Below are 25,873 nucleotides of genomic sequence, written 5' to 3' on the forward strand. Positions count from 1 at the left end.
AAACCTACGGTAGCGTAGGTTTGCAGCAAGGTCTGAAGCGCACGTCAACGTCATTCAGCGTCACCGACTTTCATGGAGGCAGAAACCGATGTCGAGGGATCTCACTCAGCTCGAGCTGCTGCAGGAGTTGCAGCCTGTTGCGGAAGAGAACGTGAATCGGCATCTCTCCATGGCCAAGGATTGGCATCCGCACGATTACGTCCCGTGGGACGAGGGTCGCAACTTCGCCGCGATGGGCGGCGAGGACTGGGATCCCGAGCAGTCCCAGCTCGGCGAGGTCGCGAAGGCCGCGATGATCACCAACCTCCTCACGGAGGACAACCTGCCGTCGTACCACCGCGAGATCGCCGAGAACTTCTCCCGTGACGGCGCGTGGGGCACCTGGGTGGGCCGCTGGACGGCCGAGGAGAACCGCCACGGCATCGTGATGCGCGACTACCTCGTCGTCACCCGCGGCGTCGACCCGGTCGAGCTCGAGAATGCCCGCATGATCCACATGACGAACGGCTACAGCTCGCCGGCCGGCGACAGCGTCGGACTGCTGCACTCCGTGTCGTACGTGACGTTCCAGGAACTCGCGACCCGCGTCTCGCACCGCAACACCGGCAAGGCGTGCCAGGACCCGATCGCCGACCGGATGCTGCAGCGCATCGCGGCCGACGAGAACCTGCACATGATCTTCTACCGGAACATCTGCGGCGCCGCGATGGACATCGCACCCGACCAGACGCTCAAGGCCGTGACCGACATCATCAAGAACTTCGAGATGCCCGGCGCCGGCATGCCGAACTTCCGACGCAACGGCGTCCTGATGGCCAAGCACGGCATCTACGACCTGCGCCAGCATCTCGAGGAGGTCGTGCAGCCGGTGCTCCGCAAGTGGAATGTGTTCGACCGCACGGACTTCACGGCCCGCGGCGAGGACACCCGCGAGGAGCTCGCGGCGTTCCTCGAGAACCTCGAGCAGCAGGCCACCAAGTTCGAGGAGATGCGCGACCGCGCCCTCGCGCGCGAGGCCGCGCGCGCCGAGAAGGCCTCCTGACGGGTCGCCACCTGCCCCGTTGCAGCTATCCTGTGCCCGGTACCGGATCCGGTACCGGGCACAGTCTTTTCTCCCGAAGAATTATCCCGAGGTCTTCATGTCACCCCTTCGCATCGGTTCGCTCGAGCTGGGCAGCCCCGTCGTGCTGGCCCCCATGGCAGGCATCACGAACGTCGCCTTCCGCACGCTCTGCCGCGAACTCGAACTCGAGCGTGCCGGCAGCACCGCGGGCCTGTACGTGTGCGAGATGGTGACGGCCCGCGCGCTGGTCGAGCGGCATCCGGTGACGATGCACATGACCACCTTCGGGCCAACCGAGACGCCGCGCTCGCTGCAGCTGTACACCGTCGACCCCGAGGTCACGTACGCCGCGGCGAAGATGATCGTCGACGAGGACCTCGCCGACCACATCGACATGAACTTCGGCTGCCCGGTCCCCAAGGTCACCCGCAAGGGCGGCGGATCGGCGCTGCCGTACAAGCGCCGCCTGTTCGGGCAGATCGTCGCCGCCGCGGTGAAGGCGACCGAGGGCACGAACATCCCGGTCACCGTGAAGATGCGCATCGGCATCGACGCCGACCACCACACCCACCTCGACGCCGGACGCATCGCCGCCGCCGAGGGCGCCGCTGCCGTAGCGCTGCACGGTCGCACGGCCTCCCAGCGCTACTCGGGCACGGCCGACTGGTCCGAGATCGCGCGCCTCAAGGAGCACGTCACCGACATCCCGGTGCTCGGCAACGGCGACATCTTCGCCGCCGAGGACGCCGAGAAGATGATGTCCGAGACCGGCTGCGACGGCGTCGTCGTCGGACGCGGCTGCCTGGGCCGGCCGTGGCTGTTCGCCGAACTCAGCGCCGCCCTCAACGGCACCGAGATGCCGGTCCCGCCGAACCTCGGCGAGGTCGCCGCGATCATGATGCGGCACGGACGCCTGCTCGCCGACCACCACGGCGAGGACAAGGGCATGCGGGAGATGCGCAAGCACATCGCGTGGTACATGCGCGGCTTCCCGGCGGGTTCCGAACTGCGCAACGGCATGGCCCGGGTGTCGTCGCTCGCCGAACTCGAGGGCTTCCTCGGCCAGCTCGACCCGACGGTGCCGTTCCCCAAGGACGCGGAGGGCCCGCGCGGTCGCCAGGGCTCGCCCGGCACCGTCGCGTTGCCGGACGGCTGGCTCGACGACCCCGAGGACACTCTCGTCCCGGCGGGCGCCGACATCATGCATTCCGGCGGATAGCCCCGACCGGCAGCGACCCACGCCTAGACTCCGAAGAGCCTGCAGTTCCTCGAGGATGCTTCCGGACGGAGACGCCGTGGCCGCTTCACCAGCAGATTCGGACGCCTGGCCCGCACTGCGGGTTGCCGATTGGGAACCCACCCGCGACACGCTGCACATGTGGTCGCAGGTCGTCGGGAAGGTGCGGTTGGCCCACGCGCCGCTGGTCAACCACTGGTGGCAGGTGCCGTTCTATGTGAGCGCGCGCGGGCTGACAACGTCGGCGATCCCGTATCGCACCCGCGTCTTCGACATCGAGTTCGACTTCTCCGGCCACCAACTGGTGATCCGCGACAGCAACGGCGCCCATCGTGAGTTCCCGCTCGAGCCGATGCCGGTCGCCGACTTCTACGAGCGGGTCATGAAGTCGCTCGACGAACTGGGCATCGAGACGCTTGTTCAGCCGACGCCGAACGAGGTGCCCACCGCGATCCCGTTCGCCGAAGACACCGTGCACGCGTCGTACGACCCGTCCGCCGCGAACCTGTTCTGGAAGCAACTCGTCCAGGCCGACCGTGGCCTGCACGAGTTCCGGTCCCGATTCCTCGGCAAGGTCAGCCCCGTCCACTTCTTCTGGGGGTCGTTCGACCTGGCCTGCACCCGTTTCTCGGGACGGCCGGCCCCCGAGCACCCGGGCGGCGCCCCCCACTGCGGCCGCTGGGTGATGGTCGAGGGCTACTCGCACGAGCTGTCGAGCTGCGGGTTCTGGCCCGGCGGCGGGGAGGAGGGCGCGTTCTACGCGTACGCCTATCCCGAGCCGGACGGCTTCTCCACCCACCCGGTCGAGCCCGAGCAGGCGTTCTACAGCGCCGAGTTCAAGCAGTTCCTGCTCCCCTACGAGGCGGTCCGTACCGCGGCCGATCCCGACGCGACCCTGCAGCGATTCCTGCAGTCCACCTACGAGGCCGAGGCCGACAACGCGAACTGGGACCGTGGCGCGCTGGAATGCGATCCACAGCGGTGGCACGCCGCACGGTGACCCGCGACACGTCACGGCGTGAGGTGGGACAACGCTTCTGCGACACGCAGACTTATGCCGCTGAGGGGCGTCGATAAGTATCATGGCGTCGTCGTCGAGCGACGGTACTTATTTGGAGGCGGAGAGGTCAGGGCGAATCGGTGGGTGACGAGCACAATCCCAGTCACGCCGCGCCGGAAGGCCGAGCCCCCTGGGAGCGTCCGCTAGCCGACCGTCGTTATCGCGAGGAGCAGGCCCGACGGGGCCGCCACGAATCCGAACACGAACCCCTCGACACCAGCGAACGCCTGTCCGTCGCCGAATTGATGCAGAAGATGGGTCGGCCGGTGCCACCCGCCGTCGGCCGGGGCGGCCGCTCGGACGAGCCCGAGTTCGACGAGTTCGACGAGTTCGAGTCGTTCCACGCGCCCCCGACCGGCCCGGACGACGCCACCGAGATCATTCCGGTCGTCACCGACGACCGTTTCGACGACGACTACGACTCCGAACCCGACACCCCGAACTGGGTGGAAGAGGCGGCGACCACCGCGTCACCGCAGGCTGTCGGCACCCCCGGCCAGACCCGACTGGCCGCGAGCAAGGACCGCAAGCGCCGCAAGCTGCTGGCGTTCGGGCGGTCGGCGGTCGCGTTCGTCGCGGTGATGGCGATGGTCGTGACCGGCGGCCTGTGGGGCTACCTGCGTACGACCGAGGGCCGCTTCGCGCAGATCGCCGCGCTCGACACCGACTCCAGCGACATCATCGATCCCGGCGGCCAGACCGGTGACGAGACGTATCTGATCGTGGGCACCGACACGCGTGCAGGTGCGTCCGGCGCGGTCGGGGCGGGCACCGTCGATGACGCCGAGGGCGCCCGTTCGGACACCGTCATGCTGGTGCACATCCCGGCCGACCGCAGCCGCGTCGTCGCGGTCTCCTTCCCGCGCGACCTCGATGTGGAGCGCCCCGAGTGCCAGGGCTGGGACAACCAGACCGGCACCTACACCGACGAGACGTATCCGGCGGCCGAGGGCGACAAGCTCAACGCCACCTATGCGCTGGGCGGACCGAAGTGTCTGGTGAAGGTCATCCAGAAGATGTCGGGCCTGAAGATCCGCCACTTCGTCGGCATGGACTTCGCCGGCTTCGAGAGCATGGTCAACGGCGTGGGTGGCGTCGAAGTGTGCGTCCCGCAGCCCCTGGTCGACGGCGAACTCGGCACGATCCTGCCGACCGCCGGCACCCAGACCCTCGACGGCAAGAAGGCACTCGACTACGTGCGCGCCCGCCACGTGGAGGCGGAGGGCAACGGCGACTACGGCCGGATCAAACGGCAGCAGTTGTTCCTGTCGGCGCTGCTGCGCGAGGCGATGTCGAGCAAGGTGCTGTTCGATCCGGGCAAGCTCAACAGCTTCATCAACGCGTTCACCAAGTCCACGTTCGTCGAGAACATCGACACCAAGTCGCTGATCACCCTCGGTCAGTCGCTTCGCAACGTCGACGCCGGCGCCGTCACGTTCATCACCGTCCCCACCGCCGGCACCAACGACTGGGGCAACGAGATCCCCCGCCTCGACGACATCAAGGACATCTTCCGGGCGATCATCGACGACGAGCCCCTGCCGGGCGAGAAGCGGACCGACGACAAGAAGGACACGTCGACGACGGCCCCGCCCCCGGCACCGAGCCAGCTCGCGGTGAGCCCGGAGTCGGTGAGCGTGCAGATGTCCAACGGCTCGGGCGTCTCCGGGCTGGCCGCCACCACGGCCGACCGATTGGCCGCGTACGGGTTCCAGATCTACAGCGTCGGCAACTACAGCGGCACCAGCAGCCAGACCGTCGTACGGTTCTCCCCCGGCCTCGAGGCAGAGGCCGCGACCGTGGCGTCGTCGATTCCCGGGGCGGTGCTCGAGCAGGCCTCGGGGCTCGGCAACATCGTCGAGGTGGTCCTCGGCAGCGCATTCGACCGCACTCTGACGGCCCCCGCCGCGGCCGGTTCGTCGCTCGACGTCAGCTCCGCTCGGATCGGTGCGCCCGAGGAGGTCGAGCTGCCCGCGGACCTCGCGGTGACGAACGCGACCGACAATCCCTGCGCGAAGCCCTGAACTGCGCCGGGCATTCACCCGGCGTTCACCTGACCGTGGTGACTTGGTTTCCGCCACGCCGTAGGCTGTGACCTCATGCGCGTCGCTTACAACGAACAGATGACCGAGCTTGCGGATCTCCTCGGCGAGATGGCGGGCTTGGCCGGGGCGGCCATGGAGAAGGCCACCCAGTCCCTCCTGCATGCCGATCTCGAGCTGGCCGAGCAGGTGATCGGGGAGCACGAGAAGATCACCGAGCTCAGCGTCGTGGCGGAGGAGCGGGCGTTCGCGTTGCTCGCGCTGCAGGCCCCGGTCGCGGGCGACCTGCGCTCCGTCGTCAGCGGCATCCAGATCGTCTCCGACATCGACCGCATGGGTGCGCTCGCGCTGCACGTCGCCAAGATCACCCGCCGCCGTCACCCGAACCATGTCCTCCCCGAGGAGGTCAACGGCTACTTCGCCGAGATGGGCCGCATCGCCGTCTCGCTGGGCGCGGGCGCCAAGGAGGTCCTCGAGACCCGCGACCCCGAGCGCGCCGCCAAGCTCCGCGAAGAAGACGACGCGATGGACGACCTGCACCGGCACCTGTTCAGCGTCCTCATGGACCGGGAGTGGCAGCACGGTGTGGCCGCGGCCGTCGACGTGACCCTGCTGGGCCGCTTCTACGAGCGATTCGCCGACCACACCGTCGAGGTCGCGCGCCGGGTCATCTTCCTCGTCACCGGCAAGATGCCCGAGGACCCGCGCAACGACGCCGACGACCTGACGTCCTACCCCGAGCTGTAGCGGCTCGCCGGGGGCGTACGCGCCCCCGGCGAGGCCCCGCTTCGTGGGGTGTCAGGCTTCCTCGCCGGACAGGTACGCGCGCTGCACGGCGTCCAGGTCGGCCGCGATCTCGGACGCGGGACCTTCGAGGATGACGCGCCCACGCCGCATGACGTAGACCCGGTCGGCCACCTCGAGCACCTGACGAACGTGCTGCTCGACCAACAACACTCCGACACCGTCGGTGGTCGCGGCGTCCCGCACGACCGCGAGCAGCCGGGCGACGATCTGTGGCGCCAGACCCAGCGACAACTCGTCGGCCAGGAGCAGTTTCGGTTTCCGGGCCAACGCACGGGCCAGCGTGAGCATCTGCTGCTCCCCACCCGAGAGCAGACCTGCCTGCCGGCGCAGCAGGGCCCGCAGTTCCGGGAAGATTGCGCACGCGTCGTCCGCGGAAACCCCCGCCAGACGCAGATTCTCCGCGGCCGTGAGCCCCATGATCACCGAACGCTCCTCGGTGACGTAGCTCAGACCGCGTTTCGACAACTGCGCCAACGACATCCGCTTCGGCTGATCGAGGACGCGGACACTCCCCGCAATCGGGGTCAGCTCACCCGCCGCGGTGAGCATCGTCGTGGACTTCCCGGCACCGTTGGCGCCGATCAGTGCCACCACCTCGCCCGCGCGCACCGTCAGGTTCAGGTCCCGGCACACCGCGACCTCGCCGTATCCGGCGCTCACGCCTTCGTATTCGAGGACTGCCGTCCGGTTCTCGGTCGCCGTCTGTGCGGTCGTCGTCACGTCGTCGCCTCCGTCCTCGCACTGTCGGCGTGCGTTCCCAGATAGGCCGCGCGCACGCGCTCGTCGGCGGCCACCTCCTGCGGCGTCCCGTCCGCGATGACCCGGCCGGCCTCGAGGACCACGACCCGATCGCACGCGGACATCACCAGATCCATGTCGTGCTCGATCAGCAGGACCGCCGCGCGACGCCGGTCCGCGAGCATCCGGATCCCGTCCGCCAGCTCGCGACTCTCCGCCTCGTCCAGCCCCGCGGCGGGCTCGTCCAGCAACACCACCGACGGTCCCGACGCGACGGTCCTGGCGATTCCGACGAGTCGTCTTCTGCCGTAGGACAGTTCGCTCGGGAACGCATCGAGGTCCGCGGCGAGCTCGAAGTCGGTCACCGCGGCGGACGCCGTCGGCGAGAACGGGTGCCGTCCCGGACGGATCAGGTCGGTCACCCACGTCCGCCAACCCGCGTCGTCGGCGCCGGCGTGGATGTTCTCGGCGACCGTGATGTCCTCGAACAGTTCGAGCGACTGGAACGACCGCCGCAGGCCCGCCCGAGACCGTCGCGCTGCACTCCATCCGACGACGTCGTCGTCGCCCAGCAGCACCTGACCACTCGCCGGGGTGACGAACCCGGTCACGGCGTCGATCACGGTTGTCTTACCGGCGCCGTTGGGGCCGATGAGCCCCACCACCTGACCGGGTTCCACGTCCAGGCTCACGCCGTCCACCGCCGTCACGCCGCCGAACCGCACGGTCAGGTCGCGCACCGACAGCGCGAGCGCGGGCACCGGTTCGAGGTCGAAGTCCCGGACCTCGGACAGTTCGTGCACGCGGCGGTGACGGTGCGGCCGGTTCGGACGTAGGCGACGCCCCAGCGCGCCACGGAGCCGGGACAGCATGTCCGCGAGGCCGTTCTGGTTCGTCAGCAGGATCACGATCAGCACGACGCCGCCGATCAGCGTCGAGATCACCCCGGTCGCCGCACCGCTCTCCACGAGTCGGCTGAGCAGTGCGCCGGGTGCCAGCAGGGCACCGACCACCGCGCCGATGACGAATCCCAGACCGCCCGTGACGGCCTGGACGACGGCGTTGATCGAAGAGAAGACGTTGAACTCGAAGTAGGTGACCGCAATATTGCGCAGGCCCAACAGGATTCCCGCAACCGCCGCGAGTCCGGCGGCGATAGCGAAGGCGTACAGCTTGACCGCGAACACGCTGATGCCCAGCGATGCGGCCGCCCGCTCGTTGGTCCGCACCGCGATCAGGCGCCGGCCGGTACGCGACCGCCGTAGGTTGGCCACCATCAACGCGGAGACGACGAGCACCACGAGGCACACCAGGGCCCAGCGTTCGGGGTGGCTGGTGGCCGAGACATCGAAACCGAGCAGGCTCACCTCGTCGATCCGCACCGCGCCCTGCACCTTGTCGCCGGTGAAGGTGGGGTTGTTGAACACCATCTCCTGCACGGTGAATCCGAGACCGAGTGTGACGACCGCCAGGTTCACGCCCCGGGTGCGCAGCGCGGGTAGCGCGAACAGCACACCCACCAGGGTCACGCCGACGATGCTCACGAGCGCGGCGGGGATCAACGGCCAGCCGGCCTGCCCGATGAGTCGGGCGGAGACCAGCGCGCCGAGTCCGCCGACGGTGTACTGCGCCAACGACAGCTGACCCGCGAATCCGGTCAGGACCACGATCGAGAGCAGGAAAACGGCCGCCGCGAGCGTCGATGTCAGGGACCGCAACCAGTCTCCGCTCGAGACCATGACGACGACGCTCACCACGACCACCGCGACAACCACCAGCGGCCAGTCGATGCGGCCGGTGCCCAGCCGCGGAAGCCGGTCGGCGACGTGGCTCCGCAGCGGCAAGCCCTTGCCGCGCACGACGAGCACCACCAGGATCACCAGGAAGGGCACCGCTCGGTTGACACCGGTGAGCGTCTCCATCCCCAGCAGGTCTCGGATGTCGTCCTGGTAGAGCGCCACCACGCTCTCCCCCACGCCCAGGACAAGTCCACCGAGCAGGGTGAGCGGGAAGGAGCGGAAGCCGCCGAGCAGCGCCGCCGCGAGCGACGAGACGGTGACGATGACGACGAACGCGTTGGGCGTGAGGCCCGTGAGCGGCGCGACGAGCACGCCCGCGGCGCCCGCGAGGCCGCCACCGACCGTCCACGTCAGCGACGCCAGTCGCTGCGGCGACCAGCCCAGTGCCGCTGTGGCGCGTTCGTTCTCGGCAGTGGCGGTGATCGCCAGGCCGACCCGCGTGAACCGGGTGGCCACCCACAGCGCCACCGTCGTCGCCACCGCGATGCCGAGCAGGATCAGCCGGTCCTGCTGCACCACGATGTCACCCCAGTGGTAGGCGCTGTTCGGCAGGAAGGCGCGCACCCGAATCGATTTCGATCCGTAGTACTGCTGGACTCCGGCCTGCAGGATCACCAGCAGACCGAGCGTGGCCGCGAGCCGGACGATCGGCGCTGCCGTCGCCAGCCAGCGCAACACGAGCTGCTGGAACAAGAATCCGATCGCCGCGGCCACCAGAACCGCCACCACGAACGCCGGCCACAGCGACCAATGCTGCTTGTGCTGGAGGGTTTCCAGGCAGACGTAGGCCGCGACCATCGCGATCGCACCCTGTGCGAAGTTGACCACGCCCGATCCTCGGTAGACGAGGACGACGCCCTGCGCGAGCAGCGCGTACGCCGATCCGGCGCCGAGACCGAGGATGGCGAACTGTAGTAGTTCCGTCATACGAACCTCCGGGGAGACGGAAGCGGGGTCCGGCTGACGGAGCCGGACCCCGCACCGACGGGACTACTACTGGGTGCGCAGATCGAACATGTTCGGATCGGTCACGACGACGTCGCCGTCGAACGTCATCTTGTACATCATCGAGTTCGACACGCGCTGGAACATGCCAACCGGCTGCACGGCGTTCGGCGTCCATGCGGGCACCAGGCCGGCCATGTCGATGTCCTTGGCATTCTGGAAGCCCTGCATGACCGATGCTGCGTCGATGGTGCCACTGAGGGTCTTGGCGACCTCGCCGAACGCGCGAACCGACAGCCAGGAGAACAGCTCCGTGCCGTTGAGGTTCTCGCGTTCCAGATCGTCCTTACCCGACGCGGACATGTCGTCGAGGAACGGAACCAGACCCGGGAACTTGTCGGTGCTCGACGACGGCGCCGGGACCGGGCTGGTGTAGATCGACGAGGTCGCGAAGGTGCCCAGGTTCTGCAGGTCGGCCTGCGTGAAATTGGTGGCGGGCATGGCGAAGGCCAGCTTCGAGCCGAGCTGTTCGAATGCGTCCGCGATCTGGTTGGACTCGGTGGCCGTCAACGCCATGAGCACGCCCTGCGCACCGTTGCGTTCGGCCGCGGCGACGAACTGGGTGTAGTCGGTGGCACCGGGGCCCACCGCCACCTCGTTGACGATCTCGGCACCCTTCGCCTGCACGGCCGGGGTGAGCATCTGGGTCAGCATCGCGGTGACCGGGGAGTCCGGACGCATCACCGACAGCTTGGTCTTGCCCTCGGCGACCAGCGCGTCGATGTTGGCGAACAGCGTGAGCAGCGAGCCCGCGAACGGGGTGAACACGTTGGGTGAGGTGAAGTCGGCCATGTTCATCGGGTTCATGCCGACTCGCGGGATGCCGGCCGTCGCGAGGATCTGCGACACCGACTCCGGTGAGGCGACGGTGAAGTCCGCGAGCGTGGCGGTCACGCCCTCGCTGACCATCTTGTTGGCGCAGTCGACCTCCTTGTTGGGGTCGCCCATCGTGTCGCACTGGATCAGCTCGAGCGGGCGCCCCGAGACGCCACCGCGGTTGTTGAACGCCTCGATCGACGCGGTCATGCCGGCACCCATATTCGCCACCGACAGGCCGCCGGCCTGGATCGACAGGATCTGACCGACCTTGATCGGTTCGCCGGTGGCGGGGTTCTTGGCCGGATCGGCGGAACTGTCGTCACTGCATCCCGAGGCCACGAGGCCGACAGCGGCGAGGGCGGCGATGGCCGGAGCAAGTTTCTTCAGTTTCACGTGACGTCCTTCTCGGTAGGCCCTGCACATTCCGGACAGGTCGCCCCCAACAGACATGCCCCCTCGGCATCGCCCGGCTTCCCGTCCGACTTGCAGATGGAGCGTAATCAAACTTTGAGCAATGTTTGGGCGATTCCGACAATCAGGCAAAACTCCCGGTAAACCGGCCCGACCGGGCAAGAAATCGCTGATTGACACCCGCCTGGCTATCTGTCAATTAGCTGGTTGACATCCGCCTGGATGCCTGTCAATTCGCTACTCGACGAGACCACGCTCCACGGTCCGGAAGCGGCATGATCGAGTGGTGATCGATCGTCGGACGGCCCGAACGACTGCCGGAGTATTCGCCGCGACCTGCGGCGGGTTGGGCGCCGTGGGCCTCGTCGCCTCGATCGCGAACGTGGAGAACCGCGTCGTCGTGCTCCTGGCGTCGCAGACGCCGCTGCTGCTCGTGATCGCGTTGCTCGGTGCGGTCGTCGCCGCGTTCGCCGAGCGGTGGACCGTCGAAGCCGCGTGCCTCGTCGTCTGCGCACTGGGCGTCTGGATGCTGAGCCCGCTCTACATTCCGGGCGCGCCTGGCGCCTTACCCAGCAACGCGACGGGCCCGACGGTGCGCATCATGCAGGCCAACATCAAAGTGGGACAAGCCGATCCGTCTGCTCTGGTGCGTACCGTTCGCGAGCGGGACGTCGACGTCCTCACCGTCCAGGAACTCACCGACGAGTCGATCGCGGGACTGCACGCCGCCGGGCTCGACGACCTACTGCCGCACCGATTCGTCGTGTCGCACGGGCCAGGCGGGGAGGGCGGCGGGATCTACAGTCGCTACCCGCTGTCGAACACCCGCAATCTCGCCGGCTTCCTGTCAGCCAACCTATTCGCGGACCTCGACGTCGGGTTGCGAGAACCCTTGGCCCTGTTCGCCGTCCATCCGGCGCCCGCCTACCTGTTCCCCGCGCCCCTGTGGGCGAAGGAGCTACGCGAGCTGCACTCCGAACTCGAGTCGAATGCGCTGCGCGACAACGTCGTCGTGAGCGGGGACTTCAACGCGACCTACACCCAGCGTCAGTACCGCGCGCTGCTCACCGACGGGTACGCCGACGTCGCGGACCAGTTGGGCGCCGGACTGGTGCCCACGATGCCGGCCGATCGGCGGATCCCCCCGTTGATCGGCATCGACCGGATGATCACCAAGGGAGCGGTCGCGACCAGCCTCGAGCGCATCGACATCGTCGGGTCAGACCACCACGGTCTGGTGGTCGACGTCCGTCTGACGAATCCTGTTGCTGCTCAGAGCACCCCATAGCCGAGGAGCTCCGGTACGTCCCCCACTGCAAAGCGGTGCGCCTTGATCGCGTCGGCCTCGTTACCGCCGACAGTGGTCAAGGTGCCCGCGTCGTAGTCGATCACGAAGTTGGTGTGCTGCCCGAAAGGGCTCGACGGCGCGTACAGCGCGACGTCGCCGGTCTTCGGGACGTAGCCGGAATCGACGGGCCGGAAGCGACCGACCGATTCGTAGTACTCCTGCAGCGTGTAGACCCCGGGGATTCGCCACGACCCCGAATTCGGGTTCGACAACGGCTCCCCGACCTCGCGGAGCGTCCAACTGACGAAGTCGGCACACCACGATTCCTCGGCGCCCTCGGAGTACTTCGTGCCGGACGGCTGCGCGTCGAACTCGGTTCGCACGACGTCGACGATCCTCGCCTGCGTGGGGTCGAGGGTGGAGCCGTCCACGGTCGGGAAGGACCGTAGTTCGGTGCCGACCATGGCACCCCCGCGCCACGGCGCCCACCAGACCAAACCCACGACACCCACGATCACGACGGCGCAGACGAGTGCCGCGACCTGTCCGACCCCGCTCCTCGACGACACCGTCCAACCCCTCCCCTTGCTGGTCCCGCCAGCGTAGCCGGAGAGTTCCGGGACGGGATCAGCCGAAGCGGCCGGAGATGTAGTCCTCCGTGGCCTTCTTCGTGGGGTTGGAGAAGATCTTCTCGGTGTCGTCGATCTCGATGAGCCGGCCCGGCTTGCCGGTGGCCTCGAGGTTGAAGAACGCGGTCTGATCGCTCACCCGCGCCGCCTGCTGCATGTTGTGCGTGACGATGACGATCGTGAAGTCCTGCTTGAGCTCGGTGATGAGGTCCTCGATCGCGAGCGTCGAGATGGGGTCCAGCGCCGAGCACGGCTCATCCATCAGCAGCACGTCGGGCGAGACGGCGATCGCACGGGCGATGCACAGACGCTGCTGCTGGCCACCCGACAGGCCACCACCGGGCTTGTCGAGGCGATCCTTGACCTCGTTCCACAGGTTCGCGCCCTGCAGCGACTGCTCGGCGATCTGGTCGAGCTTCTTCCTGTCACGCACGCCCTGCAGCTTGAGCCCGGCCACGACGTTGTCGCGGATCGACATCGTGGGGAACGGGTTGGGCCGCTGGAACACCATGCCGATGGTCTTGCGGACACCGACCGGGTCGACGTTGGAGCCGTAGATGTCCTCGCCGTCGAGCAGCACCGAGCCCTCGACGCGGGCACCCGGCGTCACTTCGTGCATGCGGTTGAGCGACCGCAGCACCGTCGACTTACCGCAGCCCGAGGGGCCGATGAAAGCGGTGACGCTGCGCGGGGGCACCGACAGCCCGACATCGGCGACGGCGTGGAACTTGCCGTAGTAGATGTTGACGTCCTTGAGATCCAGACGCTTGGCCATTCAACGGCTCCCTACTGGTGTGAGCGTGTGCTCGAGTATCGGCTGACGAGGTTCGTGGGGTGCGGTGATTGCGTCGATCGCCGCGCTTTCGGTGCTCACTTGTTGCGGACCGAGGTGAAGTGACCGATCAACTTCGCGAGGACGTTGAGGATCGCGATCAACAGGATGAGCGTCAGAGCCGCGCCCCAGACCCGATCGGTGCCGGCCGCGGTCGGGTTGTTCATCTCCGCGACCATCACGCCCGGCAGCGTGCCCATCTCTCCACCGAAGAGGTTGAAGTTGATGAACGGCGCGTAGCCCACCAGGATCAGCAGCGGTGCGGTCTCACCGAGCACGCGAGCCAGGGCGAGCATGACGCCGGTGATGATGCCGGGCAGCGCGGTGGGAACGACGATGCGCGCGATGGTCTTCCACTTCGGCACGCCCAGCGCGTACGACGCCTCACGCAGATCGTTCGGCACGATCCGCAGCATCTCCTCGGTGCTCCGGACCACGACCGGGACCATCAGCAGCACCAGGGAGAGCGACACCGCGAAGGCCGACTTGGGGAATCCGAACGTCGCGATCCACAGCGCGTAGATGAACAGGGCCGCCACGATCGACGGGATGCCGGAGAGGATGTCGACCATGAACGTCGTGAGCTTGCCGAGCCGCGAGCTGCCCGCGTACTCGACGAGGTAGACGGCGACGAACAGGCCGAGCGGAACCGCCAGAAGCGCGCACACCACGCCCTGCAAGAGGGTGCCGATGAGGGCGTGGTAGACGCCACCGCCCTCCGCCGAGGCGGACAGTCCGCTGAGCGAGTGCGTGAACCACGTCTGCGACGTGATCGCCGGCAGACCCTTCGCGATCACGGTCCACAGCACCCACACCAACGGCACGAGCGCGACGAGAACGGCCAGCGTCACCAGCACCGTCGCGGTGACGTCGGTGATTCGGCGACGGAGCCCGACGCCCTGGAACGCGGGGGCCTTGATCGGCTTGTCGAGAACGCTGGTCATCGGTCAGGCCCGCTTTCCTGCGATCGCGGCACGAGCGGCCGCGTTGACCACGAAGGTCAGAACGAACAGGACCAGGCCGGCCGCGATGTAGGCACCCGCCTGAATGTTGTTGTTGAACTCCGCGTACCCGAGGGCGATCTTCGACGCGATCGTCGAACCGGAGTCGTTGAGCGAGAGCCACGACGCGGACGCCGACGTGGTGCGCAGGATCATGTACAGCGCCATCGTCTCGCCGAGTGCGCGGCCGAGACCCAGCATCGAACCGCTGATGTAGCCGGACTTGCCGAACGGAATGACCGTGGTGCGAACCACTTCCCAGCGCGTGGCGCCCAGCGCGAGGGCCGCCTCGATGTGCGCCTTCGGGGTCTGCGCGAAGACCTCGCGGGTGACCGCGGTGATGACCGGCAGGATCATGACGCCCAGCACGATGCCGGCTGTGAAGACTGTGCCGCCGCCCCGGATCGAGCCGGTGCCGTCCGCGAAGAACGGGATCCACCCGAGGTGCTCGTTGAGCCACATCGCGACCGGCGCGATGGCCGGCGCGAACACCAGCAGACCCCACAGGCCGTAGACGATCGACGGCACGGCCGCCAGCAGGTCGATGACGTACGCGAGCGGGCGGGCCAGCTTCTTGGGGGCGTACTCGGTGAGGAAGATCGCGATGCCCAGAGCCACCGGCATCGCGAGGATCAGCGCGAACACCGAGACCTTCACCGTCGTGATGAACAGGTCCAGCACACCGAACGCCATCGCGTTGATGTCGGTGGTGTTCCACACCCGACTGGTGAGGAAGTTGGCCTCGTTGCGCTGCAGCGCGGGGACCGCGCGCCAGATGAGGAAGATGCCGACCGCCGCGACGAGCAGCGTGATGAAGACCGCGGACCCCGACGCCAGCGACCCGAAGATCCGGTCCGCGGGACGAGTGACCGTCTTGCTCTTCGTTGCCTGTGGGGAAGTGATCGGGGCCTCCGGAATGCCGTTCGGACCGCCCACCCCGGCCCCGCCTTCCGCGGAGCCGGAGGCGCGAGGTGTTGACCGTGTGCTCGCGTCAGTCATCTGCGCTCACATTCTCTGTCTGAATATAGATGGGCGGTCCGATGGCTATCGATCAGATCAGGCGATCGCCGCGATCGACTCGTTGATCTTGGCGCGGAACGACTCCGGCAGCGGCACGTAGCCCTGGGCGGCGAGCGACTGCTGGCCCTCGTTCGCGGCGCTGGTCAGGAACGACTTCACGGCAGCCGAGGTGGCCGCGTCGTAGCCCTTGGAGCACACGATCTCGTAGGTGGCCAGGACCAGCGGGTAGGCGCCGGGCTCCTTGGTGCCGTAGATCGACTGCAGGTCGAGCGTGAGGTCACCAGTGCCGGCACCCTTGAACGTCGCGTTGGAGATGGCCTTGGACGCCGAGTCCTGCGACAGCTTCACCGGGCCGGAGCCGTTGTCGATCTGCGCGACCGACAGCTTCTGCTGATCGGCGAACGACTTCTCGACGTACGTGATGGAGTTGGGCGCGGTCGCGACGGCCTGCGCGACACCGGCCGAGCCCTTCGCGCCCTCGCCGACGCCACCCTTGAAGTCCGAACCTGCACCCTGAGTCCACGCACCGTTGGACGACGCCTGAAGGTACTGCTGGAAGTTGTCGCTGGTGCCGGACGAGTCCGAACGCACGATCGGGTTGATCTTCTCGTCGGGCAGCTTGGCGCCGGAGTTCAGCGCCGCGATGGCCGGGTCGTTCCACTTGGTGATGCCACCGTTGAAGATCTTCGCGATGGTCTCGCCGTTCAGAACCAGGTTGTCGACGCCGTTCAGGTTGTACGCGATCGCGACCGGACCGAACACGAGCGGCAGGTTCCACGCGTCGCTGCCGGCGCAGCGCTGCTTGGCCTGCTCGGCCTGGTCACCCTTGATGGCCGAGTCGGAGCCGGCGAAGTCGATCTGGTTCGCGATGAACTGCGTCCGCCCGTCGCCCGAGCCGCTGGGGTTGTACGCGACGTTGACGGACTTGCCCTTCTGCTGGCAGGCCGCGATGTAGGCCGAGGTGAACTCGTCCATCGCGTTCTTCTGGGCGGACGAACCTGCGCCCGAGAGCTTGTCCTTGCCCTCGCACGACGCCGTCGACGCCGACGTGTCGACGGTGGCCGATGCGGCGTTGTTGTCGCTGCCGCAGGCGGTCAGAGACATCGCCGTGACGGCACCGACGGCCACCACTCCGAGCAGTGCGCCGTTTCGCTTGAGGTTCACCCTGGGTCCTCCGCTGTTCTAGCGTCTCGCCCGTGGTCGGGCGGCATGGGAGGCGCGGCTCCGTGTGGATTGCGCCGAGTGGCTCTGCCACCCAGGCCAGAAAGGTAGGGGCACCCGGTAGCCATCTGGACCCCGTTCGGTGAACGGAAGATGAACTCCCAGCAGAAATCTTCGGAGGTATGACTCACACCGGCGGAACCGGGACCGCTCAGGCCCCCGCGGTGTACGCGACGTCGACGTGGAACCGCTCGAACCCGAGCCGTTCGTAGGTGTGCAGCGCCGCGACGTTGTCGCCCTCGACGTACAGCAGCACGGTCCCCAGACCGCGGTCGCGCAGATGGTGCAGCCCCGCGAGGGTCAGCACGCGACCGAGACCGCGGCCCTGAGCGTCGGGATCGATCCCGACGACGTACACCTCCCCCAGTGCGGGGTTGCCGTTCTCCGGCGCGTGCACCTTGGTCCAGTGGAAGCCGAGGAGGTGACCCGGGTCGCCGGCCGCGCCCTCCGACGGGAACGCGAGGAACAGCCCCTCCGCGTCGAACCACGGCTCGGCGCGGCGCTCGTCGATCTCGTGCTGCGTCCACGAGCCCTGCTCCGGATGCCACGCGAACGCGGCGGCGTTGACACGCAACAGTTCCGCGTCGTCCTCGGGTCCCCGGTACGTCCGCAACGTGACCCCGTCGGGCACCACGACGTCGGGCAGTTCGGGGGTCGTCAGTGATCGCCGCAGCTGCAGCAGTTCACGCGCCCCGGCGAGACCCAGCCGGTGGGCGACGGCGACCGCCGCCGGCAGATTGCCGTGCGCCCACACCCGGGTTCCCGGACCGCCGGCCCGCAGTGCCTCCGCCACGAGCCGGGTGCCGATCCCGGCCCCGCGCGCCGCCGGGTCCACGACGACCTCCGCCATCGCCGGGTGGTCGCCGTGACCGGGCTCGAGCTGGGCGTAGCCGACGACGGAACCGTCTGCAGTGCACACGAGGTGGCGTGCGGCGCCCGTGCCGGCGACCGCGTGCACGGCCTGCTCGGAGATCGGAGCCGTCCCGTCGGCCGTCGCGGCGCGGTCGATGACGCCGCGCACGGCCTCGACCGGCGGTGAATCGATCCAGTCGAGCTGCTGCGTGTCCATCTAATAAGCCGATCCGTTGGTGGGGGTCAGGTCAGGGTCGTCTGAATCCGTCTCGTCGGGCTCGGACGGGCCGCCGCCGCGGCCGGCCGAGCGGGCCGGGCGCACCGCCTTGTATCCGACGTTACGGACCGTCCCGATGAGGGACTCGTACTCCGAGCCGAGCTTCGCTCGCAGCCGTCGGACGTGGACGTCGACGGTGCGGGTGCCGCCGAAGAAGTCGTAGCCCCACACCTCCTGCAGCAGCTGCGCGCGAGTGAACACCCGTCCGGCGTGCTGCGCCAGGTACTTGAGGAGCTCGAACTCCTTGTAAGTCAGATCGAGGGGACGACCCCGCAGTCGTGCGGTGTACGTCCCCTCGTCGATCACCAGCTCACCGAGCGTGATCTTGCCTGCCGCTTCGGGACTGGCAACACCCCCGTTGCGTCCGACCAGCAACCGCAGTCGCGCATCGAGTTCGGCTGGACCCGTCGTCGGGAGCAGGATGTCGTCGAGGCCCCAGTCGGAGTTGACCGCGACCAGTCCGCCCTCGGTGAGTACCGCCACGACCGGCACCGCGGACCCGGTGCTGCCGAGGAGCCTGCAGAGACCGCGGGCGGCCGCGAGATCGGTGCGCGCGTCGACCAGCGCCACATCCGCGGACCCGGCCTCGAGCAGGGATGAGACTTCCGTCGGCGCGGGGCGCACGGAATGCGCCAGCAATGCCAACGACGGCAACACCGTCTCCGGGTTGGGGTCGGAGGTCAGAAGCAGCAGCTCCACTCAACCTCACTCTCTTGCGCCGCGAATGCCGGCGAAGGGCCGACACCGAGTGGACCGACGTTCTCGTTCGCGCACAGATTAGCGCGAGATCGCACCTTACCGCCGCACCGGTACCTGGCAGGGCCGGTAAGAATGGTGTGGTGCGGAAACTGATCATCGGACTGGTGTGCCTCGTCGGACTCGCCGTCGTCGTCGACTTCGGCGCCGCCGCCTACTCCGAGTACCGCGTCTCGCGTGCCCTGCGCGAGGGCGGCTCCCTGCCCGCCGATCCCGAGGTCACCATCCACGGCTTCCCGTTCCTCACCCAGGCCTGGAACGGCAAGTACGACAACGTCGAGGTCCGCGCCCGCCAGGTGCCGCAGGAGATGATCGGCGACGTGACGATCGAGGCGACACTGAACGGGGTGTCGGTTCCGGCGTCATCGCTGCTCGACGGATCCGTCCGCGAGGTCCCGGTGGACCACCTCGAGGGCCGGATGATGATCGACGCAACCGACCTGGGCAAGTTCCTCGGCATCCCCGACCTGCAGGTTTCCGCGCCGCCTGCGGACAAGTCCGACGGCACCGGCGGGTCCGGCGGGTCCGGTTCCCCGACCACCGGGGGCATCGTGTTCACCGGCACCGTGCCGGTGGGTCCGCTGCAGAAGTCGGTCAGCGTCCAGGCCGACCTGGTGCTGCGCGGTGAGCAGTTGGTGATCGTCGCGACCGACTTCTACTTCGGTCCCGAGGGCGAGGCCAAATTCACCGTGCCGACGCCGCTGCGACAGGGCGTGCTCGACCTGTTCACCAAGACGATCGACCCGCAGGCACTGCCGTTCGGTGTCAGGCCCACCGACGTGTACGCCGAAGGCTCGCAGATCGTGATCGAGGGAACCGGCGACAATGTGATCGTCAATCTGGACGAATTGCAGGCGAAGCTGTGACCGCCCTCCTGATCCTGGCTGTCGCGGTCGTCGCCACCCTCGCGGTCGGGCTCGCGTTGCGCAGCCGCTCGGGCAAGGTCCGGGCCTCCGGCCCCGTCCCGACCGCGGCCGTCGACGACGAGCGCCTCGTGCGTCTCGCGGAGGCCGGCGTCGGCGCGACCGGGCGACCGATCGTGCTCCATTTCTCCGCGGACTGGTGCGGCCCGTGCGCCGCGGTCCGGCGCGTGATCGGACAGGTCCTCAGCAAGCTCGAGGCGGGTACCCCCGACGACCCGGCGGCCACCGAGATCGAGCTCGACATCGACGAGAATCCGTCCCTGGCAAAGAGTCTCGGCGTCCTGTCGCTGCCGACCACGTTCATCCTCGACGGCGAGCTGACCGAACGCTTCCGAATCTCCGGAGTGCCGTCGGCCGCGGACCTCGAGTCGGCCCTCGTGCCTCTTCTCGAACCGGGACAACCCAAATCCTGAAAAACCAGGTACGCTCCACCACGTGTACGCCAACCACGAGCTGATGCTCACCCGTCGCCGCGCAGTCGACCTGTGCCGCCTCGGTGGTTGTTGCTGTCCCTGCTGTTGATCACGCAGACGGTCGACTCCTCTCTGTTCCAGCGTTCTCGCTGACGGTCCCCGCCCGTGATCGGTGAAATCCCGAAATCCGGTTCTTGCCGCGCCGTCACGCCGGCATGTCACAGCACTCGGTAACCCGCAGGAGCACTTCCGATGTCCACACCTACTCTCTCGACTCAGCAGGTCGACGTGCGCGGCCCGCGGTTCGCCGCGTGGATCACCACCGCGGTCCTGGTCGTCGTGCTGGCCCTGTCCACGGTCTCGACCCTCGCGGCCGGGCTGTTGCTGGCCGTCCAGGCCGTCGTGTTCGCCGTCGGCGCCGTCGCCGGACCGCGGCGCAGCCCGTACGGGCAGCTGTTCGCGCACCTGGTCGCGCCGCGGCTAGGTCCGACCGTCGAACGCGAGCCCGTCCCGCCGCTGCGGTTCGCGCAGCTGGTGGGCCTGGTCTTCGCGGTAATCGGCACCGCCGCGTTCCTTCTGGGCGCGGGCCTGGTCGGCGGAATCGCCACCGGTTTCGCACTGTTCGCGGCACTGCTCAACGCCGCGTTCGGCATCTGCCTCGGCTGCCAGCTCTATCCGCTGGTCTCGCGACTCCGCGGCGCGACGCCGCATCCGGCCTGACCAGCACCACAGCTTTTCCACCCGCACGGGTCTCGCACCCGCGCAGCGTTCCCACGCTTGTCTCCACGCCGTACCGAACCCGAAAGGACAACCCATGGCTCGCTCCGACGTCCTGGTCTCCGCAGACTGGGCAGAGCAGAACCTCAACGCCCCCAAGACCGTCTTCATCGAGGTCGACGAGGACACCGCCGCGTACGACGGCGGCCACATCGAGGGCGCGATCAAGCTCGACTGGCGCAAGGATCTGCAGGACGGCGTCCGCCGCGACTTCCTGAACCAGGAGCAGTTCTCCGCCCTGCTGTCCGCGAAGGGCGTCGCCAACGACGACACCGTGGTGCTCTACGGCGGCAACAACAACTGGTTCGCGGCCTACGCCTACTGGTACTTCAAGCTGTACGGCCACCAGGACATCAAGCTGATCGACGGTGGGCGCAAGAAGTGGGAGCTCGACGGCCGTCCGCTGTCGAAGGAGACCGTCACCCGCCCGGCCACCGAGTACCAGGCCGCCGCGGCCGACACCTCGATCCGCGCCTTCCGCGACGACGTGATCGCCGCGATCGGCTCCGCGAACCTGGTCGACGTGCGCTCCCCCGACGAGTACTCCGGCAAGATCCTCGCGCCGGCGCACCTGCCGCAGGAGCAGGCGCAGCAGCGCGGTCACGTCCCGGGCGCCATCAACATCCCGTGGAGCACCACCGCGAACGAGGACGGTACCTTCAAGTCCGACGCGGACCTCGCGAAGCTGTACGCGGACAAGGGATTCGACGAATCCAAGGACACCATCGCCTACTGCCGCATCGGCGAGCGCTCGAGCCACACCTGGTTCGTGCTGCAGGAGATCCTCGGCAAGCAGAACGTGAAGAACTACGACGGCAGCTGGGTCGAGTACGGCTCGCTGGTCGGCGCACCGATCGAGTTGGGAGCATAAGAGATATGTGCGGAGCACCTGTTCAGACCCAGACCCTGCCCGCGGGCGTCGACGTCGAGAAGGAAACCGTCATCACCGGCCGCGTCCTGGCCGCTGACGGCCAGCCGGTGGGCGGCGCGTTCGTGCGCCTGCTCGACGGCACCGACGAGTTCACGGCCGAGGTCGTCGCGTCCGCGACGGGCGACTTCCGCTTCTTCGCCGCCCCCGGCGACTGGAAGGTGCGTGCACTGTCCAGCTCCGGCAACGGCGACGTGCGGATCAACCCGTCGAGCGCCGGCGTCCACAACGTCGACGTGACCGTCGCCAAGTAGGCCGACACCCGAATCTGCGTGGGGCCCACTCCGATACGGAGTGGGCCTCACGTCGTTTCGTCAGCCGGACGACCCCGCTGAACCTGTCGAGGCTGCCGAAGCTTCCGAGCCGGCCGAACCGGTCGGCGTCTGCGAGACGTCGTTACGCGCCAGACCGCTGATCCAGTCGACGAGCTTCTCGCTGTCGCCGAACAAGGGGGCGGGGCCAGGGAGCCAGTACAGCAGGTGCTGGATCGCGCCCAGGAAGATATACGGCCCGAGGATCAGGTCGACGATGCCGCGGTTGTCCTCGACGAACCCGGCGCCCTCGGCGGCCAGCTTGGCCCGAACGACGTCGGCGCCCGGGCCGCGCGCCCAGGCCTCCAGTGCCGCAATCCGTTCCGGCGTGGCCGCTGCCGTCGCCGCGTCGTCCCGATACGTCTGGTCGGCGACCATCCGCAGCACGTCGAGCAGCGACTCGTCGGACGTGAACCAGTTCTCGCGCGTGACGATGTGCGCGATCGCGCGGGCCGACATCTGCGAGACCACCCGACCGAAGTCGGCGAACGTCTGCACCGGGTTCAGCAGGGTGAACCGCATCTGCCCGAGGACCCCGAGGGCGAGTTCGAGGACGGCGATGTCCGGCGGAGCATCACACGCGATGTCGTATGGGCGGCAGTCGTAGAGGATCTTGCCCTCGAGGGCGCCGTAGTCCGCCGGCTCCGACGACATGAACCCGCCACCGCCGGGCCCGGGCTCCCCCAGCGACGGGGTGCCCGCGGGCCGGTACGGATCGCCGACGAGGGCTACGCCCGCGATGTCGTCCGCGGTCACCGTCGCCGAGGCGTCGCGGTGGCCGAGTTCGCGGGCGACCCGCTCGGTGACCTCGCCGCCGACGCTGTACCCGAGCAGGACGAACCGGGTGGCGTCGCCGCACTGCGCCTTCTTCTCGTCGAGGATGCGGTTGGTCGATGCCACGCCCGCCGCCACCGAATCCTGATAGGTGGGCACGTCCTCGAGGACACCCACGCCGTACGTCGACGGATACGGCACGTACATCCAGCCGACGGTGCCCGGCTGGTCCCGGTTGGCCTCGCCCAGCGGAACGGTGACGTTCGAGAGCCAGTTGGCCCACGGCACGCGTTCCTTGTCGTCGAAGGGGTCGCGGTCGACGGTCGAGTCCGTGGCCCCGGACACCGCGAGCACCAGGATGTCGGGGCAGCCGTCGCCGTAGTTGTCGGCGTTCTTCACCGGACCGTTCTGCGACCCCGACCCCGACCCGGACCCGGACGAACCGGCGCTCTCGGCGGCGGAAGGCGCCGCCGAAACGAACAGCGACGACACGACCGCACCGGCCAGCGCGGCCACCATCCCCCGACGACCCATCGACACCTCCGACGTGTTCACCCCCGCAGGCGTGACAGTTCGCGATTCGTTCAGTTTCCGAAGCACCGTACTACCGCGGTGGGCGCATCGATCGGAATTGACCGAGATGGCAGGGCGAACCACCGATTTCGGACGATCCAGGGGTCCGGTCTAAGATGACCCTCGTGGTCATTTTCTTCGAGGTTATGCTTGTCCTTGCCGCCATCCTGATCACCTGGTTCTCGCTGTATGTCGTGTACCGGTTGGTCACCGACAAGCCGTGAGCCAGGATCCCGACGCGGGCAACGATTCGACGCCCGCGCAGCCTGACGACACCCAGTCGCACGTTGTCCGAGGCAGCGGCGACCGGGCGGTTGCCAATGCCGAGGAGCGAGCCAAGGAGACGGCGGGGCGCAACATCGCGAACCTGCCGGATCTGCCGCTGCCCGACGACACCGCGAATCTGCGGTTCGGGCCCGATCTGCACCCCGGCATGCTCGCACTACTGCCGCTGGTCGGCGTGTGGCGCGGCGAGGGCGAGGGCCACGATCCGGAAACCGGCGACTACCCGTTCGGCCAGCAGATCGTCGTGTCACACGACGGCGGCAACTATCTGACCTGGGAGTCCCGCTCCTGGCGTCTCGACGCCGACGGCGCGTACGTGGGTCCCGATCAGCGTGAGAGCGGCTACTGGCGTGTCGCCGGCGACGGCATCCCCGGCAGCACCAACGAAGAGGTCATCGAACTCCTCCTCACGCATGCGTCGGGCGTCGTCGAGCTGTTCTACGGCCAGGCACTCACGCAGTCGTCGTGGGAACTCGCGACCGACGTCGTGATCCGCAGCGAGTCCGGCGAGCTGATCGGTGGCGCCAAGCGCCTCTACGGCATCGTCGAGGGCGGCGACCTGGCCTACGTCGAGGAGCGTGTCGTCGCGGACGGCCCCCTCGAGCCCCGGTTCTCTGCGCGCCTCTCGCGCTACATCGGCTGAACTAGCCTCACGAACAGCAGCGACCCCCGAGCCGTCCACTGGCGACGCTCGGGGCGTCGTGCGTGGAGTTCCGGTCTGGACACGACCGGACGACTCGGGGGTCGGGTAGCTGCCTGGGATTCGCCAGCCGCGGTGCAGGCGAGCCGATGGCTCGCTCCGCAGGCTCCGCTCGCGCGAATTCCGAGAGCATCGTGGCTAGCTGACAGCCACCTCACGTGTCCGTTTGTCATTCAACTTCAGACCACCTCCTTCCTCGTGTACGCCCGAAGCTACGCCCGGCCCGAACACTCGGCAACGGGTTTTTCGGTGGAAGTGACCCACGAAACGAACGAGCCCCGTCCTGGACGCTTCCAGGACGGGGCTCGATTCCTTGCTGCAATGCCCTGAACGGGAGTTCACGGCACGTTTTCACGGTCGGACCGTGTCGTGAATTCCCGTTCGGCGGTACTAGCTGGCGCTCTTGAGAACGTTGCTGATGATGTCGCCGATGAAGCCGGCCGGGTTCTCGATGATCGCCGAGCCGGCCGACCCGGTGGTGCCGCCTGCACCGTCGGAAGATCCGAAGCCCAGGTTCGCCGATCCGGTGGTCACGGTCTCGCCGGGGTTCTGCGGGCGGATCGTGGTGTAGGCGCCGATCGGGTTGAACTTCTGGGTCGAGCCGAAGAGGTTGACGTTGAAGCTGACGCCGCTGTCGAGGTGGGCCCCGACCTTGGCGTCCTGCGGCACGAGGTACTGGAGTTCGACGGTCACGGTCTTGCTACCCGTCGTCGACAGCGCCCAGCCGGCGCCGTTCTCGACGCTGACCGTCCCGTTGGCCGCGTCGACGACCGCACTGACGGGCTCCGTCTTCTGGCCGCCGATCAGGTGCCACGCATTGACCTTGGCACTGCCCTGGACGTAAGTGAATCCGGCGGGATGGTGGTCGATGACCTTGGCCAGGTACCGGTCGGGGTGGCCGGTGAGCGAGAACGTCGTCCGATAGGTCACCTTCTGACCGGGTGCGACGGAGCCGCCGACGACCTCCTTGGTGACCTTGATGTTGTCAGTCGTCTTCGTGGCCGAACTGGGGTATTCACCCGCGTTCTCACCAGCGCTGCCGGAGGAACCGAGCGATCCGAGCGAACCGGTTGCCGGTGCGGCGAAGGCCGTACCCGCTCCGAGTCCGATTCCTCCCGCGAGCACGGCCGCGGCGGCAACGGAGGCCGCGACGCGGCGAGACAGAGGTCGAGACATGTACCAATCTCCTTCGTTCGTCCTGACGAGGGGGAAATCAGGATGGTGTAGAACACGTTCCAATATCGACTCGCCAAACTGCGCATACCGTGCACATTTCGGTGAATGCGATCACATGATGCCACCAATCCGGACGTTCGTCCAAAGATGCAGGAC

At 68.0% G+C, this 25,873-nt stretch carries 25 protein-coding genes; 13 read left to right on the forward strand and 12 right to left on the reverse strand.

The window, feature by feature from the left end; all coding sequences use genetic code 11:
* The first annotated feature begins 88 nt into the window (after positions 1-88).
* The 5 genes from ABI214_RS09295 (at position 89) to phoU (ending at position 6,149) form a co-directional block, all read left to right on the forward strand.
* The gene (locus ABI214_RS09295; RefSeq protein ID WP_348609110.1) at positions 89-1,042 is read left to right on the forward strand and encodes an acyl-ACP desaturase; all 954 of its coding nucleotides are present in this window, start codon (positions 89-91) and stop codon (positions 1,040-1,042) included.
* A gap of 97 nt (positions 1,043-1,139) precedes the next feature.
* Complete coding sequence (gene dusB / locus ABI214_RS09300; protein ID WP_348609113.1) at positions 1,140-2,282, forward strand: tRNA dihydrouridine synthase DusB; 1,143 nt, start codon at positions 1,140-1,142, stop codon at positions 2,280-2,282.
* Between the two features lie 76 nt (positions 2,283-2,358).
* Entirely contained in the window at positions 2,359-3,300 is a 942-nt protein-coding gene (locus tag ABI214_RS09305; protein ID WP_348609116.1) for a DUF5996 family protein, read from the forward strand.
* A gap of 140 nt (positions 3,301-3,440) precedes the next feature.
* Positions 3,441-5,384: an LCP family protein gene (locus tag ABI214_RS09310; RefSeq protein WP_348609120.1), complete on the forward strand. Its 1,944-nt coding sequence runs from the start codon at positions 3,441-3,443 to the stop codon at positions 5,382-5,384.
* A 75-nt stretch (positions 5,385-5,459) separates the two neighbouring features.
* A complete protein-coding gene (phoU, locus tag ABI214_RS09315) occupies positions 5,460-6,149 on the forward strand; it encodes a phosphate signaling complex protein PhoU (protein ID WP_348609124.1) in 690 nt (229 codons plus the stop codon).
* Between the two features lie 51 nt (positions 6,150-6,200).
* Here phoU and ABI214_RS09320 read toward each other — a convergent pair whose 3' ends face one another.
* From ABI214_RS09320 to ABI214_RS09330, 3 genes are all read right to left on the reverse strand, one after another.
* Entirely contained in the window at positions 6,201-6,929 is a 729-nt protein-coding gene (locus ABI214_RS09320; protein WP_348609127.1) for an ABC transporter ATP-binding protein, read from the reverse strand.
* Positions 6,926-9,673 carry an ABC transporter permease subunit gene (locus tag ABI214_RS09325; protein ID WP_348609130.1) on the reverse strand — a complete coding sequence of 916 codons (2,748 nt, stop codon included), beginning with the start codon at positions 9,671-9,673 and terminating at the stop codon, positions 6,926-6,928. Before ABI214_RS09325 ends, ABI214_RS09320 begins: the two co-directional genes overlap by 4 nt.
* Before the next feature lie 66 nt (positions 9,674-9,739).
* The gene (locus ABI214_RS09330; RefSeq protein WP_348609133.1) at positions 9,740-10,963 is read right to left on the reverse strand and encodes an ABC transporter substrate-binding protein; all 1,224 of its coding nucleotides are present in this window, start codon (positions 10,961-10,963) and stop codon (positions 9,740-9,742) included.
* 304 nt (positions 10,964-11,267) lie between these two features.
* Between ABI214_RS09330 and ABI214_RS09335 the strand changes: the two genes are divergently transcribed.
* The gene (locus ABI214_RS09335) at positions 11,268-12,269 is read left to right on the forward strand and encodes an endonuclease/exonuclease/phosphatase family protein (protein WP_348609136.1); all 1,002 of its coding nucleotides are present in this window, start codon (positions 11,268-11,270) and stop codon (positions 12,267-12,269) included.
* On the opposite strand, the gene ABI214_RS09340 is transcribed toward ABI214_RS09335, so the two are convergent.
* From ABI214_RS09340 to ABI214_RS09370, 7 genes are all read right to left on the reverse strand, one after another.
* Positions 12,254-12,838, reverse strand: a complete 585-nt coding sequence (locus ABI214_RS09340; RefSeq protein WP_348609140.1) for a CHAP domain-containing protein — start codon at positions 12,836-12,838, stop codon at positions 12,254-12,256. The two genes, ABI214_RS09335 and ABI214_RS09340, sit on opposite strands and share 16 nt — an antisense overlap.
* A gap of 58 nt (positions 12,839-12,896) precedes the next feature.
* Positions 12,897-13,673: a phosphate ABC transporter ATP-binding protein PstB gene (gene pstB / locus ABI214_RS09345; RefSeq protein WP_348609147.1), complete on the reverse strand. Its 777-nt coding sequence runs from the start codon at positions 13,671-13,673 to the stop codon at positions 12,897-12,899.
* A gap of 95 nt (positions 13,674-13,768) precedes the next feature.
* Positions 13,769-14,674, reverse strand: coding sequence for a phosphate ABC transporter permease PstA (gene pstA, locus ABI214_RS09350; protein WP_348609150.1), 906 nt, complete (start codon positions 14,672-14,674; stop codon positions 13,769-13,771).
* A 3-nt stretch (positions 14,675-14,677) separates the two neighbouring features.
* Positions 14,678-15,730 carry a phosphate ABC transporter permease subunit PstC gene (gene pstC / locus ABI214_RS09355; protein ID WP_348609153.1) on the reverse strand — a complete coding sequence of 351 codons (1,053 nt, stop codon included), beginning with the start codon at positions 15,728-15,730 and terminating at the stop codon, positions 14,678-14,680.
* Between the two features lie 57 nt (positions 15,731-15,787).
* Positions 15,788-16,915, reverse strand: a complete 1,128-nt coding sequence (pstS, locus tag ABI214_RS09360; protein WP_348609158.1) for a phosphate ABC transporter substrate-binding protein PstS — start codon at positions 16,913-16,915, stop codon at positions 15,788-15,790.
* 208 nt (positions 16,916-17,123) lie between these two features.
* Entirely contained in the window at positions 17,124-18,041 is a 918-nt protein-coding gene (gene mshD / locus ABI214_RS09365) for a mycothiol synthase (RefSeq protein WP_348609161.1), read from the reverse strand.
* Complete coding sequence (locus tag ABI214_RS09370; protein ID WP_348609164.1) at positions 18,042-18,800, reverse strand: winged helix-turn-helix transcriptional regulator; 759 nt, start codon at positions 18,798-18,800, stop codon at positions 18,042-18,044.
* A gap of 140 nt (positions 18,801-18,940) precedes the next feature.
* Here ABI214_RS09370 and ABI214_RS09375 point away from each other — a divergent pair, with 140 nt between their 5' ends.
* From ABI214_RS09375 to ABI214_RS09395, 6 genes are all read left to right on the forward strand, one after another.
* A complete protein-coding gene (locus ABI214_RS09375; RefSeq protein ID WP_348609167.1) occupies positions 18,941-19,723 on the forward strand; it encodes an LmeA family phospholipid-binding protein in 783 nt (260 codons plus the stop codon).
* On the forward strand, positions 19,720-20,193 hold the full coding sequence (locus ABI214_RS09380) for a thioredoxin family protein (protein WP_348609170.1): 474 nt from the start codon (positions 19,720-19,722) through the stop codon (positions 20,191-20,193). The genes ABI214_RS09375 and ABI214_RS09380 overlap by 4 nt, the downstream gene beginning before the upstream one ends.
* 22 nt (positions 20,194-20,215) lie before the next feature.
* Positions 20,216-20,302 (forward strand): putative leader peptide, encoded by an 87-nt coding sequence (locus ABI214_RS25480; RefSeq protein WP_350317252.1) that lies wholly within the window; start codon positions 20,216-20,218, stop codon positions 20,300-20,302.
* A gap of 143 nt (positions 20,303-20,445) precedes the next feature.
* On the forward strand, positions 20,446-20,913 hold the full coding sequence (locus ABI214_RS09385) for a DUF4395 domain-containing protein (RefSeq protein ID WP_348609173.1): 468 nt from the start codon (positions 20,446-20,448) through the stop codon (positions 20,911-20,913).
* A 94-nt stretch (positions 20,914-21,007) separates the two neighbouring features.
* Positions 21,008-21,841 (forward strand): sulfurtransferase, encoded by an 834-nt coding sequence (locus tag ABI214_RS09390; protein WP_348609176.1) that lies wholly within the window; start codon positions 21,008-21,010, stop codon positions 21,839-21,841.
* A gap of 5 nt (positions 21,842-21,846) precedes the next feature.
* Positions 21,847-22,152, forward strand: coding sequence for a DUF1416 domain-containing protein (locus tag ABI214_RS09395; RefSeq protein WP_348609180.1), 306 nt, complete (start codon positions 21,847-21,849; stop codon positions 22,150-22,152).
* A gap of 60 nt (positions 22,153-22,212) precedes the next feature.
* Here ABI214_RS09395 and ABI214_RS09400 read toward each other — a convergent pair whose 3' ends face one another.
* Positions 22,213-23,517, reverse strand: coding sequence for a cutinase family protein (locus tag ABI214_RS09400; RefSeq protein ID WP_348609183.1), 1,305 nt, complete (start codon positions 23,515-23,517; stop codon positions 22,213-22,215).
* A gap of 259 nt (positions 23,518-23,776) precedes the next feature.
* On the opposite strand from ABI214_RS09400, the gene ABI214_RS09405 reads away from it, so the two are divergent.
* A complete protein-coding gene (locus tag ABI214_RS09405) occupies positions 23,777-24,484 on the forward strand; it encodes an FABP family protein (RefSeq protein WP_348609186.1) in 708 nt (235 codons plus the stop codon).
* A gap of 447 nt (positions 24,485-24,931) precedes the next feature.
* Here ABI214_RS09405 and ABI214_RS09410 read toward each other — a convergent pair whose 3' ends face one another.
* Positions 24,932-25,717 carry a hypothetical protein gene (locus tag ABI214_RS09410; RefSeq protein WP_348609190.1) on the reverse strand — a complete coding sequence of 262 codons (786 nt, stop codon included), beginning with the start codon at positions 25,715-25,717 and terminating at the stop codon, positions 24,932-24,934.
* Between the last annotated feature and the right edge of the window lie 156 nt (positions 25,718-25,873).

This window comes from Prescottella soli, assembly GCF_040024445.1.
GTDB classification, from domain to species: Bacteria; Actinomycetota; Actinomycetes; order Mycobacteriales; family Mycobacteriaceae; genus Prescottella; species Prescottella soli.